Below are 18094 nucleotides of genomic sequence, written 5' to 3' on the forward strand. Positions count from 1 at the left end.
CGCGGGGTGGAGCAGCTCGGTAGCTCGCTGGGCTCATAACCCAGAGGTCGCAGGTTCAAATCCTGTCCCCGCTACTGAAGTCGAAGGCCCGGATCCTCAGGGATCCGGGCCTTCGTGGTGTGCGAACTCATGTCCGGAGTGGGCGGATGGCCGCGCCGCCGTGGGGAGTTGGTGCATGTGTGTTTGACTTGTCTCTCTGTGGGCATGTCGACAAAACGCTGAAGTGACCTCACGGGCTGCGGTATACCGGGTGTACCCAGGTTGCAGGTGGTGCGACGATGGACGTTATGGGGGACAAGGCAACTCTGTTCAGTACAGGGCGATTTGTGCAGCCTTCCGGTGGGGAAGCGTCCCGTGACGAACGGGACGACATGGGGGAGGCCGCCGAGGAGGTACGTCTTCGGCTCGCCGCCGAGACCGGCGACGCCGAAGCCATGAGCGTCCTCGGAGCCATGCTGCTGCGCCGTGGCGACGTCGAGGGAGCCGAACCCCAGCTGCGCGCCGCCACCGCGGCCGGTGACCGGGCCGCCGCCAACAACCTGGGCGTCCTCCTCCACCAGCGCGGATACGCGGACGAGGCGGCCGGCTGGTGGCGGATCGCCGCCGTCGCCGGTTCCGCCGCCGCAGCGCACGCCCTCGGCCGCCACCACCGCGAGCGCGGGGACGAGCCCGCCGCCGAGTACTGGCTGCGCCAGTCCGCCGAGCAGGGCCATGCCCTCGGCGCCTACGCACTCGCCGACCTGCTGGAGCACCGCGGCGACGCCAGCGCCGAGCAGTGGATGCGGGCCGCCGCCGAGCGCGGGCACCGCGAGGCCGCCTACCGGCTGGCGCGCGCGCTCGACCAGCGGGCCGCCGTGCGCGAGGACGATGCCGGGGCCGACAACGCTGTCGCGGAGGCCGAGCAGTGGTACCGGCAGGCCGCCGCGCGCGGTCACCGGCGGGCCGCGCTGCACCTCGGCGCGATCCTGGAGAAGCGCGGCGAACTCAAGGAGGCCGGGCGCTGGTACCTGACCTCCGCCAAGGACGGCGACGCGCGGGCCGCCTGCGCGCTCGGCTTCCTGCTGCGCGACGCGGGGGACACCGAGAGCGCCGCCGTGTGGTGGCTGCGCGCCGCCCAGGACGGCGACGGCAACGCCGCCAACGCGCTCGGCGCGCTGCACGCCGAACGCGGCGAGACGCAGACCGCCGAGCGCTGGTACCGGGCGGCGATGGACGCCGGGGACGACAACGGCGCGTACAACCTCGGGCTGCTCTGCGCCGAGCAGGGCCGCACCGCACAGGCCGAGCAGTGGTACCGGCGGGCCGCCTACGCCGGGCACCGGGAGGCCGCGAACGCGCTGGCCATCCTGCTGCTCCACGGCAGCGACACCACCGGGGCGGAGCCGTGGTTCTCCAAGGCCGCCGAGGCCGGCAGTGTCGACGCCGCTTTCAACCTCGGCATCCTGTACGCCGGGCGCGGCGAGGACGGGATGGCGCTGCGCTGGTACGAGCGGGCCGCCGCCGCGGGGCACACCGAGGCCGCCCTCCAGGTCGGCATCGCCCGGCTGCGCGAGGGGGACGAGCCGGCCGCCGAGCGGCATCTGCGGTGCGCGGCGGGCGGCGGCAGCGCGGAGGCCGCGTACCGGCTGGCGACCGTGCTCGACGCGCGCCGGCCGCCGGAGCCCGCGCACGAGCTGGGCGAGATCGTGCACGAGAAGACCGAGTGCGAGGAGTGGTACGAGCGTGCGGCGTCCCAGGGGCACCGGCGCGCCCAGGTACGGGTGGGCATGCTTGCGGCGGCCCGGGGTGACGTGGTCGAGGCCGCGCGGTGGTACCGGACGGCGGCGGAGGCCGGCTCCCGCAACGGCGCCTTCAACCTGGGGCTGCTCCTGGCCCGCGAAGGCAGCGAGCCGGAGGCCGCGGTGTGGTGGACCCGGGCCGCCGACGCGGGGCACGGGCGGGCGGCGCTGCGGCTGGCCCTCGTCTACGCCCGCCGTGGCGAGCTGGCGGAGGGGCAGAAGTGGGCCGGCCGGGCGGTGGAGCTGGGACCGGCGGAGGTCGCGGAGCGGGCGGGACGGCTGCGGGACGCGCTGCGCGAAGAGCTCTCGGCGTGACCCCGGCCACTTCGCCCCCAATGAATTTGCTTCGGCGGGCTTCCCTCGCGTAACGTCATGTTCACCGACGCGGGGTGGAGCAGCTCGGTAGCTCGCTGGGCTCATAACCCAGAGGTCGCAGGTTCAAATCCTGTCCCCGCTACTGAAGGCCTAGGGCCGGAATCCAGAGATGGGTTCCGGCCCTAGGTGTGTTCAGGAGCAAATGGCTCCGGAGCGGGAAGTTCCGGAGCAAGAAAAAGCAGCAAGAAAAAGGAGCAAGAAAAAAGGGGGCTTACGCCCCCTCTCGCTCACGAGTCCGTCACGCCCCCGCGCAGTCCGGGCACAGCCCCCGGTACGTCACCTCGACGTCCGACACCGTGAAGCCGAAGCGCTCCGTGTCGGGGAGGTCGGCGAGCGGGTTGCCCGTCGGGTGGACGTCCCGGATCGAGCCGCAGCTCGCGCAGACCAGGTGATGGTGCGGCCGGTGCGCGTTCGGGTCGTACCGCTTGGCGCGCTTGTCCGTGCTGACCTCGAGCACCTCGCCGAGGGAAACCAGCTCGCCCAGCGTGTTGTAGACGGTCGCCCGGGAGATCTCGGGGAGCTTCGTGACAGCCCGCGCATGGACCTCGTCGGCCGTCAGGTGAACGTGCTCGCCGTCGAGAACCTCGGCCACGACGCGCCGCTGCGCGGTCATCCGCCATCCGCGTCCGCGCAGCCGTTCCAGAAGGTCACTCATGGCTACCAGCCTAACAGCAAGGCGACCAGGTCACGAATGGGTGTGACTTTGGACCTTCAATTGACTTAGACAACGTCCATCATCGCTGACCGGCGCGCGGGAACCCAGCAGCGGATGATGTCGCGGACCGAGACGATGCCCGCCGCCTCGCCCGCGTCGAGGACGACCAGATGCCGGAAGCCTCCGTGGGTCATGGCGCGGGCGGCCTCCTCCAGGGTCCAGGTGGGGGTGGCGAAGACGACGTCGGTGGTGGTGTGGGCGTGGGTGCGTTCCGTGTCCGGGTCCTGGCCCAGGCCCACGGAGTTGAGGATGTCGCGTTCGGTCAGGATGCCGATGCCGCCGGCGTCCGGGTCGAGGACCACGGCGGCGCCGACGCGGCGGGCGGACATCAGGGCCGCTGCCTGGCGGAGGGTGTGGGCGGGGCCGATGGTGAGGATCATCGTGCTCATGGCGTCACGGACGAGCATGGGATGGGCCACCTCCTACGAATTCCGAACAGGTGCAAGCCCGGCGCCGGAGGCGCCTGTTCGGCATTGCACAAGTTCACAAGTGGGCGGTGGCTTCAGAGTGCCAGGTAAAGGACGGGTCAACAAGAGGGCGCGCGACGCCAGTTGAGGGCGTGCGCGGGACTCCCTCGCCGGTCACTGGCGCTGGTTGAGATACCCCAGCAGCTCGTCGTGCAGCAGGCCGTTGGACGCCGCCGCGTTGCCGCTGTGCGGGCCGGGGCGGCCGTCGAGGCCGGTGAAGGTGCCGCCCGCCTCGGTGACGATGATCGCGTTGGCAGCCATGTCCCACAGGGACAGCTCCGGCTCGGCGCACATGTCCACCGAGCCCTCGGCGACCATCATGTAGGGCCAGAAGTCGCCGTACGCGCGCGTGCGCCACACCGCGCGGGTCAGGTCGAGGAAGCCGTCCAGGCGGCCCTGCTCCTCCCAGCCGGACAGGGAGGAGTACGCGAAGGAGGCGTCCGCGAGCCTGCCGACGCCGGAGACATGGATACGGCTCGCGGAGGACAGGCTGCGCCCGGTGAACGCGCCGTGGCCCTTCGCGGCCCACCAGCGGCGGCCGAGCGCCGGGGCGGAGACGACGCCCACGACGGGGTGGTACCCGCCCTCGCCCGCCTCCATCAGGGAGATGAGCGTGGCCCAGACGGGGACGCCGCGGACGTAGTTCTTGGTGCCGTCGATCGGGTCGATCACCCAGCGGCGCGGGCCGGTGCCCTCGACGCCGTACTCCTCGCCGAGGATCGCGTCCCGGGGGCGGGCACGCTGGAGCTGGGCGCGGATCAGTTCTTCCGCCGCCTTGTCCGCTTCGCTCACCGGCGTCATGTCCGGCTTGGTCTCCACCTTCAGGTCGAGCGCCTTGAAGCGGTCCATGGTGGCGGCGTCGGCGGCGTCCGCGAGGACGTGGGCGAGGCGCAGATCGTCGAGGTAGTCCGGCATGTAACGAACGGTATCTGCCGGGCCCGGCACCGGCCACAGGGCCCCCGGAGGCCCGACGGGCCAAGGGGAGGGCGGGAGGCCGCCGTGCGCCCCCGTATACCACCGCGAACCCTTGACAGTGCATGTACGCGCGTCAAATCTGGGCGCAGTGCCGCTCGCCCCAGGGAGGCGATGATGCCTGCTGCCCGGGAATCTCTGCTGGACGCCGCGTACACAGCGCTCGCGCGCCGGCCGTGGTCCGCTGTGCGGATGGTCGACGTGGCCGCCTCTGCCGGGGTGTCCCGGCAGACCCTGTACAACGAGTTCGGCGGCAAGGACGGGCTGGCCCGCGCCCTGGTGCGACGCGAGGCCGACGGCTATCTCGCCGGGGTCGAACGGGCGCTCTCCGGTTCCGCCGAGCCCCTGGAGCGGCTCACCGCCACCGTCGAGTGGACGGCTGCCGTCGCCCGGGACAACGCGCTGGTCCGGGCCATGCTCACCGGCTGCTGGAGCGAGCGCCTGCCCAGGCCGGGGCTCTCCGCCGTGCCGTCCTCCGCCTCGGTGCCGGCGCAGCGCCGGGCGGACGGGCCGCTGCCGTCGCCCACGGACTTCGTGCGGATCGTGCGGGACCGCGCGGTGGCGGTGCTCGGAGGCCCCGGCGCCACGAAGGCCGACGGCGCCGAACTGACGCGCTCCTGCGAGCTGGTCGTACGCCTCGCGCTGTCCTGCGTGGCCGCGCCGCCGGGGGACGGCGGGGCCGCGGAGCTGGTGCGCGGCGTCCTGTCGCGGCAACCCGCCTGACGAACCGATCCCCCCGCTACGGCTACTTCCGCTCATCCAGGGGGAGTTGGCGCCGTACCCCCGCCCTGGGCTGGGTAGGCTCGATGGGCCGATGGGGAGGTGCGCATGGGGAAGCAGGTCGATCTGCGGCGCCGGGAGAAGGCGCGACGCCGGCTCGCCGAGGAGCAGGGGTGGTCGTTCTCGGAGTGGCACGACGACCTGCTGCGGCACTGCGCGGCGGCGCTCGGCGTAGACCCCGAGCTGGCCCAGGAGCTCAACGTGGTGAGCGGTTCCCTCGACGGCCGCGACGTCACCGTCTTCGACGTGTTCGTGACCGAGCCGCCGTACGCCGTGCGCACCGTCCATCTCGTGTACCTGCCGTGGATGGTGCCGCTGGTCGCGGTGAGCCGGCACGGGGTGGCCGCGGACTCGATGGTCCCGATGCTGAAGCGGCTCGTGGCCGAGCGCCAGGACCGCCACCTTTACGAGACCGGCGACCCCGTCTACGACGCCGTCCACGTCGTGGAGACGCTGGACCCGGAGACCGCCGCGCTGCTGCTCACCCCGGCCGTGCGGGAGTACGCCGACGACCGCCGCTGGCACGAGTGGCAGGTGGACGGCTCGTATCTCTTCTACGCCGAGCCCGAGGGTGCGGCCCGGGCTGACGACGACAGCCAGGAGGTGCTCGCCCAACTGCGGTCGCTGGCGGGCCTGGTGGACCTGATGGATCCGCGGCTGTGGGGCGACCACGCGGACATGGCCCCCGCCGCCCGGACCGCAGTCGCCGACACGGAGGACCCCGAATCCGCGGCCGAGCGGCCCGGTACCGGCCCCTCCGCGATGTTCCGCGGCGGCCCCGCGCACACCGGTGCCTACCCGCAGGGCATACGGCCGGCCGGCTTCGAGGCGTGGAGCGTCCGGCTGCCGGACGCGGTCGCCGCCGAGCCCGTCGTCTGCGCGGGCACCGTGTACGTCAACTGCGCCGACGGCCGCTGCTACGCGCTGGACGCGGTGAGCGGCCGGCCGCGCTGGTCCTTCGACACGCACGCCCCGCTGCGGCGCAGCCCGGCGGTCGCCGACGGGACCGTGTACGTGGTCGGCGAGTCGGGCCTGCTGCACGCGCTGAGCGCGGACACCGGAGAGGAGCGCTGGCTGCGCCGGGTCGGCCACTCCGGCGACCCCGTGGTCGCCGACGGTGTGGTGTTCACCGTCCACCACCCGGCCTTCCTGCTGCGCGACGCCAGCCGGGTCACCGCGCTGGACGCGGCCACCGGCGACGAGCGCTGGCGGGCCCGGCTGCCCGAAGGGTCGGCGGCGGGCGCCGCCGTGGCCGACGGCCGGGTGTTCGTGCAGGGCGCCCGCGCCGAGCTGACCGCGCTGGACGCGGCGAGCGGCGAGGAGCTGTGGCACCAGGGCTCCGCCGAGAACCAGCTGAGCTGCTGCACCCCGAGCGTCGCCGACGGCGTGGTCGTCACGGGCAGCGGCTTGGGCCGGCTGTACGCCTGGGACGCGGCCACCGGCGAGCGTCTTTGGCGTGCCCAGGCGTCGGGTGTGCTCGACAACACCGCGGCGCGCGGCGACGGCGTGGTCTACGCCGGCGACAGCCATGGCGGGCTGTACGCGGTCAACAGCGCGGACGGCTCGCCCCTTTGGCACCTGCCGAACCGTTACGGCGCCTCGTCCCCGGCGCTCTGCGGCTTCTTCGGCTGGCTGGTGAGCACCAAGGCCCAGCGGAGCCTGTTCCGCATCGGCCTCACCACCGGCAGGGTCCTGTGGCGGCACAAACTGGACGGCCCCGGCACCAGCCCCGTGTACGCCGACGGCGTCGTCCACGTCGGCACCGGAGCCGGCACGGTCCTCGCCCTGGACGCCGAGACCGGCCACAAGCCCGCCCGCGCCCGGCGCGCCATGCCGGTCTGAAGACCAACCAGACGACCGACCAGAAGACCAACTAGTGGGCGGAGCCCGACAGCTGGAGCCCGATCACCCCGACGATGACGAGGCCGATCGAGACGAGCTTCAGGGTCGACACCAGGTCGCCGAGGAAGACCATGCCGTAGATCGCGGTGCCCGCCGCGCCGATCCCGGTCCACACCGCGTAGGCCGGGCCGACGTCGAGCCGCCTCAGTGCGAGGGTGAGCAGGCCGAAGCTGCCGAGGGCGAAGGAGGCGAACGCGATCGTCGGCCACAGCCGGGTGAACCCGTGGGAGAGCTTCAGGCACACGGCGAAACCGGTCTCCAGCATCCCGGCCACGATGACCAGCAGCCACGCCATGCGCTGTCCTCCTGTTGATCCGGATCTCCGGCTCGGTGCGATTATGCACTTACCGGCCCCGGACCCCGGCAAACAACGCGGGGCTCAGTCGCCCTCCCGGCGCTCCCGCGTGGCCAGCAGCCGGCGCAGCGAGTACAGCCGGGCCGGGTCCGCATGGCCCTCCTCGACCCACGCGTCCAGCGCGCAGTCCGGCTCGTCGTGACTGCACGCGCGCGGGCAGCCCTCCGTGCCCTGCTCCAGGTCCGGGAAGGCGTGGATGACCCGGGACGGGTCGATGTGCGCGAGGCCGAAGGAGCGCACGCCCGGGGTGTCGACGACCCAGCCCTCCCCGTCGGCGAGCGGCAGGGCGAGCGCCGAGGTGGTGGTGTGCCGGCCGCGCCCGGTCACCGCGTTGACCACACCCGTCGTACGCCGCCGCTCCTGCGGTACGAGCGCGTTGACCAGGGTCGTCTTGCCCACGCCGGAGTGGCCCACGAAGGCGGTGATCCGGCCGTCCAGGTGCTCGCGCACCCGGTCCGCCGCACCGCCGTTCTCCAGCTCGTCCCGGCTGGTGACGACGTACGGGATGTCGAGCGTGCCGTACAGCTCCAGCAGCTTGTCCGGCGGGGCCAGGTCCGACTTGGTCATCACCAGCAGCGGCTCCAGACCGCCGTCGTAGGCCGCGACCAGACAGCGGTCGATCAGCCGGGGACGCGGCTCCGGGTCGGCGAGGGCGGTGACGATCGCCAGCTGGTCGGCGTTGGCGACGACCACCCGCTCGAACGGATCGTCGTCGTCGGCCGTGCGGCGCAGCACCGAGCTGCGCTCCTCGATGCGCACGATCCGCGCGAGCGTGTCCTTCTTGCCGGACAGGTCACCGACCAGGGCCACCCGGTCGCCCACCACGGCCGCCTTGCGGCCCAGTTCACGGGCCTTCATCGCCATGACCGGCCGGTCGTCGACCAGGCAGGTCAGGCGGCCCCGGTCGACGGTGAGGACCAGCCCCTCCGCCGCGTCCTCGTGCTTGGGCCGGATGTTGGTCCGCGGCCGGTTGCCCTTGCGGTTGGGACGGCTGCGGATGTCGTCCTCGTCGGTGTGCTTGCCGTAGCGGCGCATGATTCCAGTCCGCCCGTCAGTTCCCCAGCATCCCGGTCCACAGGTCGGGGAAGTCCGGCAGCGTCTTCGCGGTCGTCGCCACGTTCTCGATCTGCACGCCCTCGACCGCCAGGCCGATGATCGCGCCGGCGGTCGCCATGCGGTGGTCCTCGTAGGTGTGGAAGATCCCGCCGTGCAGCTTGCGCGGGCGGATGTGCAGGCCGTCGGCCGTCTCGGTCACGTCACCGCCGAGTTCGTTGATCTCCTTGGTGAGCGCGGCCAGCCGGTCCGTCTCGTGCAGTCGCAGATGCGCCACGCCCCGCAGGGTGGACGGGGAGTCCGCGAGCGCGGCGACCGCCGCGATGCCCGGGGTCAGCTCGCCGACGTCGCCCAGCTCGACGTCGATGCCGTGGATGGCGCCCGAGCCGGTGAACTCCAGCCCGTATTCGGTGAGTTCGCAGGAACCGCCCATCTCGGTGAAGATCTCCCGGAGCCGGTCACCCGGCTGGGTGGTGCGGGTCGGCCAGTCCGGGATCAGCACCTTGCCGCCCGTGACCAGGGCCGCCGCCAGGAACGGCTGGGCGTTGGACAGGTCGGGCTCGATCGTCAGGTCCCGGCCGAGCAGCGCGCCCGGCGTCACCCGCCACACGTTCGGCTCGCCTCCCGACTCCGGGGTGTCCACCTGGGCGCCGACCGCGCGCAGCATGTCGACGGTCATCCGGATGTGCGGCATGGACGGCAGGGTCGCGCCGGTGTGCCGGACCTCGACGCCCTGGTTGAAGCGGGGGCCGGAAAGCAGCAGCGCGCTCACGAACTGGGAGGACGAGGAGGCGTCGATCGACACCGGGCCGCCTTCGAGGGCCCCGCCGCCGTGGACGGTCAGCGGCAGCGCGCCCCGGCCGTCGTCGTCGATCCGGGCGCCGAGGACGCGCAGCGCGTCGATCACGCCGTGCAGCGGACGCTCGTACGAGCGCGGGTCGCCGTCGAAGCGGATGGGGCCGTCGGCCAGCGCGGCCACCGGCGGCAGGAAGCGCATCACGGTGCCGGCGTTGCCGACGTCGACCGTGGCCGGGCCGCGCAGGCCCGTGGGCAGCACCCGCCAGGCCTCCCCGGAGCCGTCCGGGCCGCCCGCGACGGAGGAGCTGGATGACACTGTTTCCTCGATCTCCACGCCCATGGCGCGCAGGGCGCCGGCCATCAGCAGCGTGTCGCGGGAGCGCAGCGGGCGGCGCAGCCAGCCGGGCTCGGAGGCGAGGGCGGCGAGCACGAGGGCGCGGTTGGTGACCGACTTGGACCCCGGCACGTGGACCGTCGCGTCGACGGCTCCGCTCGCGTGGGGGGCGGGCCAGAGGGCGGGGTGGGCGGTGTTCGGGGCCATGAGGCCACTTTATAAGGAGGGCAAGGCATCAACCTTCCAGCAGCCAGCGGCCCCCGCCTATGAGCGAGCACAGGGACACCGCGTGGAACAGGAACAGCCACAGCCCCGCCGGTACGTGCGTCAGCCGCGACAGCTGGTCCGCGTCCGAGTCGCCCGCGCCTCCCCGCACCCGCTTGGCCTGGAGCTCGAAGGCCGGCCGCACTCCGCCGAGCAGCAGGAACCACACCACCGCGTACGCGAAGGCCGCCTGCACCTGCGGCCCCGCCAGCCACGACACCAGCAGGAACGCGCCGCCGGCCAGCACCACCGTCAGCACCCCGTACGCGTTCCGGATCATCACCAGCATCACCACCAGCAGGGCGGTCGCCACCCACAGCAGCAGGGTGATGCGCCCGGCGGCCAGCAGTGCGGCCCCGCCGAGGCCCAGCAGCGGGGGAGCGGTGTAGCCCGCGGCGGCCGTCAGGATCATGCCGAGGCCGTACGGCTTGCCCCGGCTCACGGTCAGGCCGCTCGTGTCGGAGTGCAGGCGGATGCCGGTCAGGGTGCGGCCGGTCAGCAGGGCCACCAGGCCGTGGCCGCCCTCGTGCGCGATGGTGATGGCGTTGCGTGACAGGCGCCACGGACCGTGCGGGACGGTCACCATGAGCGCCGCGCCCAGGGTGGCGAGCACCACCCACAGATCGGGGTCGGGCTGGGTACCGGTGAGCCGGTCCCAGAGGCCGGACAGCGTGGTGTCGGCGAGGCTGTGCATTTGTGTGAGGCGCTCCCGGTCGTCGTGATCAACAGCAGTCGGCGCGTAGCGCCGTCGTTGAGGGGTGGTGGTCGGGTGACGGGTGGGCCTGGCAGTGTGGCACGTATGTGCGGACGGTATGCATCCAGTCGTAGGCCCGAGGATCTCGCGGGGATCTTCGAGATCGAGAAGTGGGAACCCGAGGAGACCCTGGAGCCCGACTACAACGTGGCGCCGACCAAGGAGGTCTACGCCGTCCTCGACCGTCCCTTGAAAGACGCGGAAGACCCGCGTCCGGTTCGCCAGCTGCGCAAGCTGAAGTGGGGGCTCGTCCCGTCCTGGGCCAAGACGCCCGAGGGCGGCGCCCGGATGATCAACGCGCGCGCCGAGACCGTGCACGAGAAGCCCTCCTACCGCCGCGCCTTCGCCGCCCGCCGCTGCATCCTGCCCGCCGACGGCTACTACGAGTGGGTCACCGGCAAGGACGAGCGGGATCTTGAGGTCGAGGGGAAGAAGAAGCGGCCCCGCAAGCAGCCGTACTTCGTGCTGCCCGCCGACGGCTCGGTGTTCGCGATGGCCGGCCTGTACGAGTTCTGGCGCGACCGGACGCTGCCCGACGACCACCCGCAGGCCTGGTGGGTGACCTGCTCGGTGATCACCACCGAGGCGGAGACGACCCCGCTGGCCGTCGCCCCTGCCGAGGGCCCGTACACCCTCGCCGAGATCCACCCCCGGATGCCGCTCATGCTCACCCCGGACCGCTGGGACGCCTGGCTGGACCCCGCCCGCACCGACCCGGACGACCTGCGCACCCTGCTGACCCCGCCGCCGCCCGGCCTGATGCGCGCCTACGCGGTCCCCACGGCCGTCAGCAACGTCCGCAACAACGGCCCGGAGCTGCTCGAGGAGCTGGCGGCACCGGAAGCGGGCACACTCTTCTAGCGTGATCGAGATTGTCGAGACGGACGCCGGGACCGCACGCGTCACCTGGCACCGGGCGAAGCAGGCACGGCTGGTCCTGGCCATGAGCCATGGGGCCGGCGGCGGCGTCGAGGCGCGGGACCTCCAGGCCCTGGCCCGGGTGCTCCCGGACCACGGTGTGACCGTGGCCCTCGTCGAGCAGCCCTGGCGGGTCGCGGGCAAGAAGGTCGCGCCCGCGCCGAAGACCCTGGACACCGCCTGGCGCGGCATCTGGCCCGCGCTGGCCGGGATGGAGCTGCCGGTGATCTCCGGCGGCCGGAGCGCCGGCGCCCGCGTCGCCTGCCGCACGGCCACCGAGCTGGGCGCCCGTGCCGTGCTCGCGCTCAGCTTCCCGCTGCACCCGCCGGGCAAGCCGGAGAGGTCCCGCGCCGACGAACTGCTCGGGGCCGGGGTGCCCACGCTGGTCGTGCAGGGCGGCAACGACCCCTTCGGGAAGCCGGCGGAGTTTCCGGAGGGCGAATTCGAGCTGGTCGAGGTGCCCTACGGCGATCACGCCTTCGCCGTGCCCAAGCGCGCGGAGCTCACCCAGGAGCGGGCGCTGGAGCTGGTCACCGGGGGCGTCACGAGGTGGATCGCGTCACTCGGGTGACCCCCGGGAATGCCACGCGGCGGAGCGCTGTTGTGCGGGACGGAAGTGCTGAGGCCTCAGCACCGGTGCCGTAGGTGTCGTAGGAGAGGAAGTCCGCCGCATGGGTTCGACCATTTGCCCGAGCCGCAGCAGCCGCGCTGACCTGGACTGGACGGTGCTGCACGCGGCCAAGACCGCTCCTATTCGAGCGGCGGGAGGCACGGGTCGTGTTCTATCCTCCGAAACGAGTGGGACCGGCTTCGGTCCTGCCCGGGATCTTGAGGAGGTGGGTCCGGTCACTGGGACCGACGCAGGGACCGACAACGGTCAGGCGGAGCTGCCCGAGGGCCAGGGCATGAGCGCGGGGACGGACGCGGAGACGAACGCCGCGCCGACCTCCGAGTCGGCCGTGGAGCGCAGTGCGCGCTTCGAACGGGACGCGCTCGAATACCTCGACCAGATGTACTCGGCCGCCCTGCGCATGACGCGCAACCCGGCCGACGCCGAGGACCTGGTGCAGGAGACCTACGCCAAGGCGTACGCGTCCTTCCACCAGTTCCGTGAGGGCACCAACCTCAAGGCATGGCTGTACCGGATCCTCACCAACACCTTCATCAACTCGTACCGCAAGAAGCAGCGCGAACCCCAGCGCAGCGCGGCCGAGGAGATCGAGGACTGGCAGCTGGCCCGCGCCGAGTCGCACATGTCGACCGGTCTGCGCTCCGCCGAGTCGCAGGCGCTCGACCATCTGCCCGACTCGGACGTGAAGGCAGCGCTGCAGGCGATTCCCGAGGAGTTCCGCATCGCCGTGTATCTCGCGGACGTAGAGGGCTTTGCGTACAAGGAGATCGCGGACATCATGGGGACACCCATCGGTACGGTGATGTCCCGGCTGCACCGGGGCCGCCGTCAGCTGCGCGGAATGCTGGAGGACTACGCGCGTGAGCGCGGGCTGGTCCCGGCGGGCGCCGGAGAGTCGAACGAAGCGAAAGGCTCGGGCTCATGAGCTGCGGAGAGCCGCACGAGACTGACTGCAGTGAGGTCCTCGACCATCTCTACGAGTTCCTGGACCACGAGATGCCGGACTCCGACTGCACGAAGTTCGAGCACCACTTCGAGGAATGCTCGCCGTGCCTGGAGAAGTACGGCCTGGAGCAGGCCGTGAAGAAGCTGGTCAAGCGGTGCTGCGGGCATGACGACGTGCCCTCGGACCTGCGCGCCAAGGTCATGGGGCGGATCGACCTGATCCGTTCCGGGCAGGCCGTCCCCGAGCACGACATCACCGCCACACCGCAGGAGGGCTGAGCCCAAGGGCTCGTCCACGGCCCGTCACGGCGCGTGGGCCATCACCCGAACGTGCTAATCCTCGACTCATAGGCCCCCTCACCCCCCGATCCCCGCCCTAGGCTCCGAGCCTGGACGGGCACGGTCGCCTGGACAGGCACGGTCGGGGGAGGGGCGATGGAGGCGGTACCGGCGAGAGCTCGTGGCTACGTGGCCTGCGTAGCCCTGCTCGCCGTGCTCTGCGCACTGCCCCTGCCGGACGCCCGCACCCCCTGGTGGGCCCTCGCCCTGCTCGCGGCGGTGTACGCGGCCTGCGAGCACGTCGTACGGCGCCGCTGCTGCGGCACCTTCTACCCCGTCCTGCTGGCAGGGGCGTTCCTGCTGCCCCCGCCCGCCGCCGCGCTCGTCCCGCTGCCCGCCGCCCTGCTGTCCCCCGTGGACCCCGCCAAGCACCGGGCGGCGCCGCTGCGCCGAGTCTGGCGGGCCGCGCAGCCCTCGCTCGCCGTGTGGGGCGCCGCCCGGGTGCACGGGGCACTCGGCGGCCGGGACGCCGTCGTGGGCTGCGACTTCCCGTACGCCCTCGTGCCCGCCGGGGCGGCCGTCCTCGCCTTCTGCCTGGTGCTCACCGTGCTGGACGGCGGCATGCTCGCGGCGGCCGGGCGGGTACCGCTGCGGCGGGCCTGGCGCGGGCTGCTCTCCCGCTCCCTCGCGCCGGTCGCGGTGCACGGGCTGGCCGGGCTGATGATGGCCGTGCTGTGGCGCAGCCCGTACGGACCCGTCGCCGCCCTGCTCGTGCTGCTGCCGATGGGCGTCTCCTGCTGGATCTTCGCCCAGTACCACCGCGAACGCGCCGCCCACCAGGCCACCATCCGCGCCCTGGTGCAGGCCGTCGACCTCAAGGACGGCTACACGCGTGGCCACAGCGAGCGCGTCGGCCAGGCCTCCGTGCTGATCGCCCGCGAACTCGGCATGGACGACGAACGCGTCGAGGTGCTGCGCTTCGCAGGCATCCTGCACGACGTCGGCAAGCTGGGCGTTCCCACCCGGCTGCTGCGCAAGGACGGCCCGCTCACCCCCGAGGAACGGCGGATCATCGAGCTGCACCCCGAGTACGGGCACGAGATGGTCCGCGGGATCTCCTTCCTCGGCGAGGCCCGCGCGGCGATCCTGCACCACCACGAACGGCTCGACGGCAGCGGCTACCCGTACGGCCTGGCCGGCGACCAGATCCCCGAGTGCGCCCGCGTGGTCGCGGTCGCCGACGCCTTCGACGCCATGACCTCCACCCGCTCCTACCGCCGCGCCCGCTCCGTCGAGACGGCGGTCGCGGAACTGAAGCGGTGCGCGGGCGCCCAGTTCGATCCGCGCATGGTCGGTGCGCTCGTCCGGGCCCTGGAGCACGGGGGCGGCTGGCATCCCACGGTCACCGCGGAGGAGCCGGTCCCGGGCGCGACCCCGCCCGCCGAGCCCGCGCGCAGCGACACCGGGGCACCCCGGTGACCGCCCTGCGGCTCATCCACGGCTCCGCCGCCCTCACCGCCGCCGTGTCCCTCGCCGTCACCCTGTGGACCGGCGTCGAGCAGCGGGGCGTCGCCCTCGCCTTCGGGCTGCTCATAGCCGTCGGCGAGCTGTCCCGGTGGAGCGGCCCGCACCTGAAGCAGGCCGCGCCGCTCGGCGCCGCCGGATCGCTGTCGTACGCCCTGCTGGGAGCCGACGCGGGAGCGCCCACCCGGCACGGCGCGGCGCAGGTCGTCACCGTCGTCCTCGCCGCCGCCCTGCTCGGCGCCGTCCCGCACATCTGGCAGGGCCGCACGCCCACCCTGGATCACCTCGCCCGCCGCATCCTCACCGTCGGCTTCACCGCCGTCTGCTTCCAACCCCTTTACAACGAGGGCGCGTTCGCGACCTGGACCGGCCCCGCCTACGCCCTGCTGCTGCTCGCGCTGCTCTGTCTGACCGCGCTGTGCGACGCCGTCCTCGCCGCCGCCCTCGCCCACTCCCGCACCGGCTGGCCCTTCGGCCCGCTGCTCCGCGACGAACTGAGCGGACTGCTCGGCATCGGCTCGGCGGTCTGCGCGACCGGCGCGGTGATGGCGCTCGCGGTCGCTGTCGTCGGCCTGTGGGCGCTGCCCGTCTTCTGCCTGCCGCTGCTGCTCACCCAGCTCTCGCTGCGCCGGTACACCGCCGTCCGCGCCACCTACCGGCAGACCATCGCCTCCCTGGCCCGCGCCACCGAGATAGCCGGATACACCCCGTCCGGGCACGCCCGCCGGGTCGCCGCGCTCAGCCTGGCCGTCGGCCGGGACCTCGGGCTGTCCGGGCCCGCGCTGACCGTCCTGGAGTACGCGGCCCTCATGCACGACATCGGCCAGCTCAGCCTCGTCGACCCGGTCCCGGCGGGGGCCACCGCCGCACTGCCGCCCGAGGAGCAGCGGCGCATCGCCCTGCTCGGCGGAGCCGTCGTCCGGCAGACCGGCGTGGCCACGGCCGTCGCCGTCGTCGTGGAGCGGCAGGCCGACCCCTACTGGGAGCAGCCGGTCGCCGCGCGGATCGTGCGCGCCGTGAACGCCTACGAGGAGAAGGCCCGCGACGCCGGGCCCGACGGGCCGCTGCACGCCCTGGAGGAACTGCGGCTCGGCACCGCCGGTCAGTACGCGCCCGAGGTCGTGGAGGCCCTGGCCAGGGTCCTCTGGAATCAAGGGGGCGGCGCGGCGGGGGTGCCCCCGGGCATTCGGCACTGGGGGAGTCTCGAGCAGGGTGGTGGTGGGTGACGGGCGGGCGACTGTCTGACCCTGCCCAAGGCTGGGTAACCCATGGGTAATGAGCGCCCTTCCCGCCGTACGTGGTTGGATGCGAGGGAGAGGGTGTCCGGGGGCACAAGCCAGCCCACTGTGCGGAACTGGAACTGGCAGGCGGGAATCGTGAGGATCTTCGGCAAGGGACGGCACCGGCCCTCCGCCTCCTGGCGGCAGGCCACCGACCGCGCGTTCACACTCATCGGCGACGGCCGGTACGAGGACGCGGGCGAGCTGCTGACACGCGCCGCCGACCTGGAACCCTGGCTGGCGGAGTCCTGGTTCAACCTGGCCCTGCTGCACAAGTTCCGGCACGACTGGGAGCAGGCCCGCGCCGCCGGACTGCGCGCCGTGGCCCTCCTGGACCGGGAGTCCGGGGCGCCGGACTGGTGGAACGTCGGCATCGCGGCCACCGCCCTGCAGGACTGGCCGCTGGCCCGCCGCGCCTGGCAGGCCTACGGGCTGAAGGTGCCCGGCGGGGCCACCGAGGCCGGGGAACCGCTCGGCATGGAGCTGGGCAGCGCGGCCGTACGGCTGTCCCCGGAGGGCGAGGCCGAGGTCGTGTGGGGCCGCAGGCTCGATCCGGCGCGGATAGAGGTTCTCTCGATTCCGCTTCCCTCCTCCGGGCGGCGCTGGGGCGAGGTCGTGCTGCACGACGGCGTCCCGCACGGCGAGCGCACCACGTCCGCCGGGCACGCCTACCCCGTCTTCGACGAGATCGAGCTGTGGGCGCCCTCACCCGTGCCGACCTGGGTGGTCCTGCTGGAGGCGGACACCGAGGCCGACCGGGACGCCCTGGAGCAGCTGGCGGCCGACGCCGGGTTCGCCGCGGAGGACTGGTCCTCCTCGGTGCGGCTGCTGTGCCGGATGTGCTCGGAGTCACGGATGCCGTCCGACGAGGGCGACGGGGTGCACCTCGACCCCCACGACCACAGCGAGCCGGGCCACCCCGGCCCCCTGGGCCACCGCACCGACGGACAGCTGTGGGTGCCGGAGCGCGAGTGTGGCGTCGCCGCACCGGCCGCGCTGGTCAGGGGGCTGCTGGACGGGTGGGTCGCGGACAGCCCGGATTCGAGGGATTGGCGTGACTTGGAAGAGGTCTGCTGAGGGATCGCCGTACCCTGTATCAGCATCACACCCCCGTTTTTTGCAGGAAGGCGTACGTCGGTCATGGCGCAGCAGGACACCGATCAGCAGCACGCGGGCGTGCTCCCCGTCGATGACGAGGGTTACGTCGTCGACACGGAGGACTGCGAGGAGCGCGAGCAGGCCTGGCGCGAGCGCGGCACCTCGCGGCCGATCACGGTCGTCGGCAACCCGGTCCTGCACAGGGAGTGCAAGGACGTCACCGAGTTCGGCCCCGAGCTGGACCAGCTGGTCGCCGACATGTTCGCCAGCCAGCGCACCGCCGAGGGCGTGGGCCTGGCCGCCAACCAGATCGGCGTCGACCTGAAGGTCTTCGTCTACGACTGCCAGGACGACGAGGGCAAGCGGCACGTCGGCGTGGTCTGCAACCCGAAGCTGGTCGACCTGCCCGCCGACGAGCGCCATCTGGACGAGAGCAACGAGGGCTGCCTCTCCGTGCCCACGGCGTACGCGCCGCTCGCGCGTCCCGACTACGCCGAGGTGACCGGCCAGGACGAGAAGGGCAACCCGATCAAGGTCCGCGGCACCGGCTACTTCGCGCGGTGTTTGCAGCACGAGACCGACCACCTGTACGGCTACCTGTACATCGACCGGCTCTCCAAGCGGGACCGCAAGGACGCGCTGCGGCAGATGGCCGAGAACGAGCCACGCTACCCCGTGGTCGCCAACGACTAGGCAGCTCAGGGCTGTTGGGCGCCCGGCCGGGATCTCTCCCGGCCGGGCGCCTTCGTGTTGCTGCCGTTCGCGCGTCCGCACTTCGTACAAGCGGTCGCTTCTGCGTCTCTAGTGATCCTTAATCAGTCACACAAGGGGGATTCTCGGCACCTTGGGGTAGTGAGTGAAGCAAATCCGTT

The 18094-nt window shown here is 72.7% G+C and carries 18 protein-coding genes and 2 tRNA genes; 13 read left to right on the forward strand and 7 right to left on the reverse strand.

Annotation, left to right across the window (positions count from 1 at the left end; genetic code table 11):
* From ACWD3E_RS25180 to ACWD3E_RS25190, 3 genes are all read left to right on the forward strand, one after another.
* Positions 1–74, forward strand: a tRNA-Met gene (locus ACWD3E_RS25180).
* 204 nt (positions 75–278) lie between these two features.
* Positions 279–2093, forward strand: a complete 1815-nt coding sequence (locus tag ACWD3E_RS25185; RefSeq protein WP_451389821.1) for a sel1 repeat family protein — start codon at positions 279–281, stop codon at positions 2091–2093.
* 68 nt (positions 2094–2161) lie between these two features.
* Positions 2162–2235, forward strand: a tRNA-Met gene (locus ACWD3E_RS25190).
* Between the two features lie 156 nt (positions 2236–2391).
* Here the strand turns inward: ACWD3E_RS25190 and ACWD3E_RS25195 are convergent.
* The 3 genes from ACWD3E_RS25195 to hisN form a co-directional block, all read right to left on the reverse strand.
* Complete coding sequence (locus ACWD3E_RS25195; RefSeq protein WP_451389822.1) at positions 2392–2808, reverse strand: Fur family transcriptional regulator; 417 nt, start codon at positions 2806–2808, stop codon at positions 2392–2394.
* Positions 2809–2873: 65 nt separating this feature from the next.
* Entirely contained in the window at positions 2874–3275 is a 402-nt protein-coding gene (locus ACWD3E_RS25200) for a CBS domain-containing protein (protein ID WP_451389823.1), read from the reverse strand.
* 174 nt (positions 3276–3449) lie between these two features.
* Positions 3450–4250, reverse strand: coding sequence for a histidinol-phosphatase (gene hisN / locus ACWD3E_RS25205; protein WP_451389824.1), 801 nt, complete (start codon positions 4248–4250; stop codon positions 3450–3452).
* A gap of 171 nt (positions 4251–4421) precedes the next feature.
* Between hisN and ACWD3E_RS25210 the strand changes: the two genes are divergently transcribed.
* Together ACWD3E_RS25210 and ACWD3E_RS25215 are read left to right on the forward strand one after the other, a co-directional pair.
* Positions 4422–5030 (forward strand): TetR/AcrR family transcriptional regulator, encoded by a 609-nt coding sequence (locus ACWD3E_RS25210; RefSeq protein WP_451389825.1) that lies wholly within the window; start codon positions 4422–4424, stop codon positions 5028–5030.
* 105 nt (positions 5031–5135) lie between these two features.
* On the forward strand, positions 5136–6929 hold the full coding sequence (locus tag ACWD3E_RS25215; RefSeq protein ID WP_451389826.1) for an outer membrane protein assembly factor BamB family protein: 1794 nt from the start codon (positions 5136–5138) through the stop codon (positions 6927–6929).
* A 31-nt stretch (positions 6930–6960) separates the two neighbouring features.
* On the opposite strand, the gene ACWD3E_RS25220 is transcribed toward ACWD3E_RS25215, so the two are convergent.
* From ACWD3E_RS25220 to ACWD3E_RS25235, 4 genes are all read right to left on the reverse strand, one after another.
* Entirely contained in the window at positions 6961–7284 is a 324-nt protein-coding gene (locus ACWD3E_RS25220) for a DMT family transporter (RefSeq protein WP_451389827.1), read from the reverse strand.
* An 84-nt stretch (positions 7285–7368) separates the two neighbouring features.
* Entirely contained in the window at positions 7369–8379 is a 1011-nt protein-coding gene (gene rsgA / locus ACWD3E_RS25225; RefSeq protein ID WP_451389828.1) for a ribosome small subunit-dependent GTPase A, read from the reverse strand.
* Positions 8380–8395: 16 nt separating this feature from the next.
* Positions 8396–9736, reverse strand: coding sequence for a 3-phosphoshikimate 1-carboxyvinyltransferase (gene aroA / locus ACWD3E_RS25230; RefSeq protein ID WP_451389829.1), 1341 nt, complete (start codon positions 9734–9736; stop codon positions 8396–8398).
* A gap of 28 nt (positions 9737–9764) precedes the next feature.
* The gene (locus ACWD3E_RS25235; protein WP_451389830.1) at positions 9765–10487 is read right to left on the reverse strand and encodes a M50 family metallopeptidase; all 723 of its coding nucleotides are present in this window, start codon (positions 10485–10487) and stop codon (positions 9765–9767) included.
* A 105-nt stretch (positions 10488–10592) separates the two neighbouring features.
* Between ACWD3E_RS25235 and ACWD3E_RS25240 the strand changes: the two genes are divergently transcribed.
* The 8 genes from ACWD3E_RS25240 (at position 10593) to def (ending at position 17915) form a co-directional block, all read left to right on the forward strand.
* Positions 10593–11408, forward strand: a complete 816-nt coding sequence (locus ACWD3E_RS25240; protein WP_451389831.1) for an SOS response-associated peptidase — start codon at positions 10593–10595, stop codon at positions 11406–11408.
* 1 nt (position 11409) lies between these two features.
* Entirely contained in the window at positions 11410–12036 is a 627-nt protein-coding gene (locus ACWD3E_RS25245) for an alpha/beta hydrolase family protein (protein WP_451389832.1), read from the forward strand.
* A 265-nt stretch (positions 12037–12301) separates the two neighbouring features.
* Complete coding sequence (locus ACWD3E_RS25250; RefSeq protein WP_451389833.1) at positions 12302–13021, forward strand: sigma-70 family RNA polymerase sigma factor; 720 nt, start codon at positions 12302–12304, stop codon at positions 13019–13021.
* On the forward strand, positions 13018–13320 hold the full coding sequence (rsrA, locus tag ACWD3E_RS25255) for a mycothiol system anti-sigma-R factor (protein WP_451351836.1): 303 nt from the start codon (positions 13018–13020) through the stop codon (positions 13318–13320). Before ACWD3E_RS25250 ends, rsrA begins: the two co-directional genes overlap by 4 nt.
* A gap of 156 nt (positions 13321–13476) precedes the next feature.
* Entirely contained in the window at positions 13477–14799 is a 1323-nt protein-coding gene (locus ACWD3E_RS25260; RefSeq protein WP_451389834.1) for an HD-GYP domain-containing protein, read from the forward strand.
* Positions 14796–16070 (forward strand): HD-GYP domain-containing protein, encoded by a 1275-nt coding sequence (locus ACWD3E_RS25265; RefSeq protein ID WP_451389835.1) that lies wholly within the window; start codon positions 14796–14798, stop codon positions 16068–16070. Before ACWD3E_RS25260 ends, ACWD3E_RS25265 begins: the two co-directional genes overlap by 4 nt.
* 150 nt (positions 16071–16220) lie before the next feature.
* Positions 16221–17201, forward strand: a complete 981-nt coding sequence (locus tag ACWD3E_RS25270) for a tetratricopeptide repeat protein (RefSeq protein WP_451389934.1) — start codon at positions 16221–16223, stop codon at positions 17199–17201.
* A 63-nt stretch (positions 17202–17264) separates the two neighbouring features.
* Positions 17265–17915 (forward strand): peptide deformylase, encoded by a 651-nt coding sequence (gene def, locus ACWD3E_RS25275; protein WP_451389836.1) that lies wholly within the window; start codon positions 17265–17267, stop codon positions 17913–17915.
* Positions 17916–18094: the final 179 nt, after the last annotated feature.

The organism is Streptomyces sp. NPDC002676 (genome assembly GCF_053592455.1).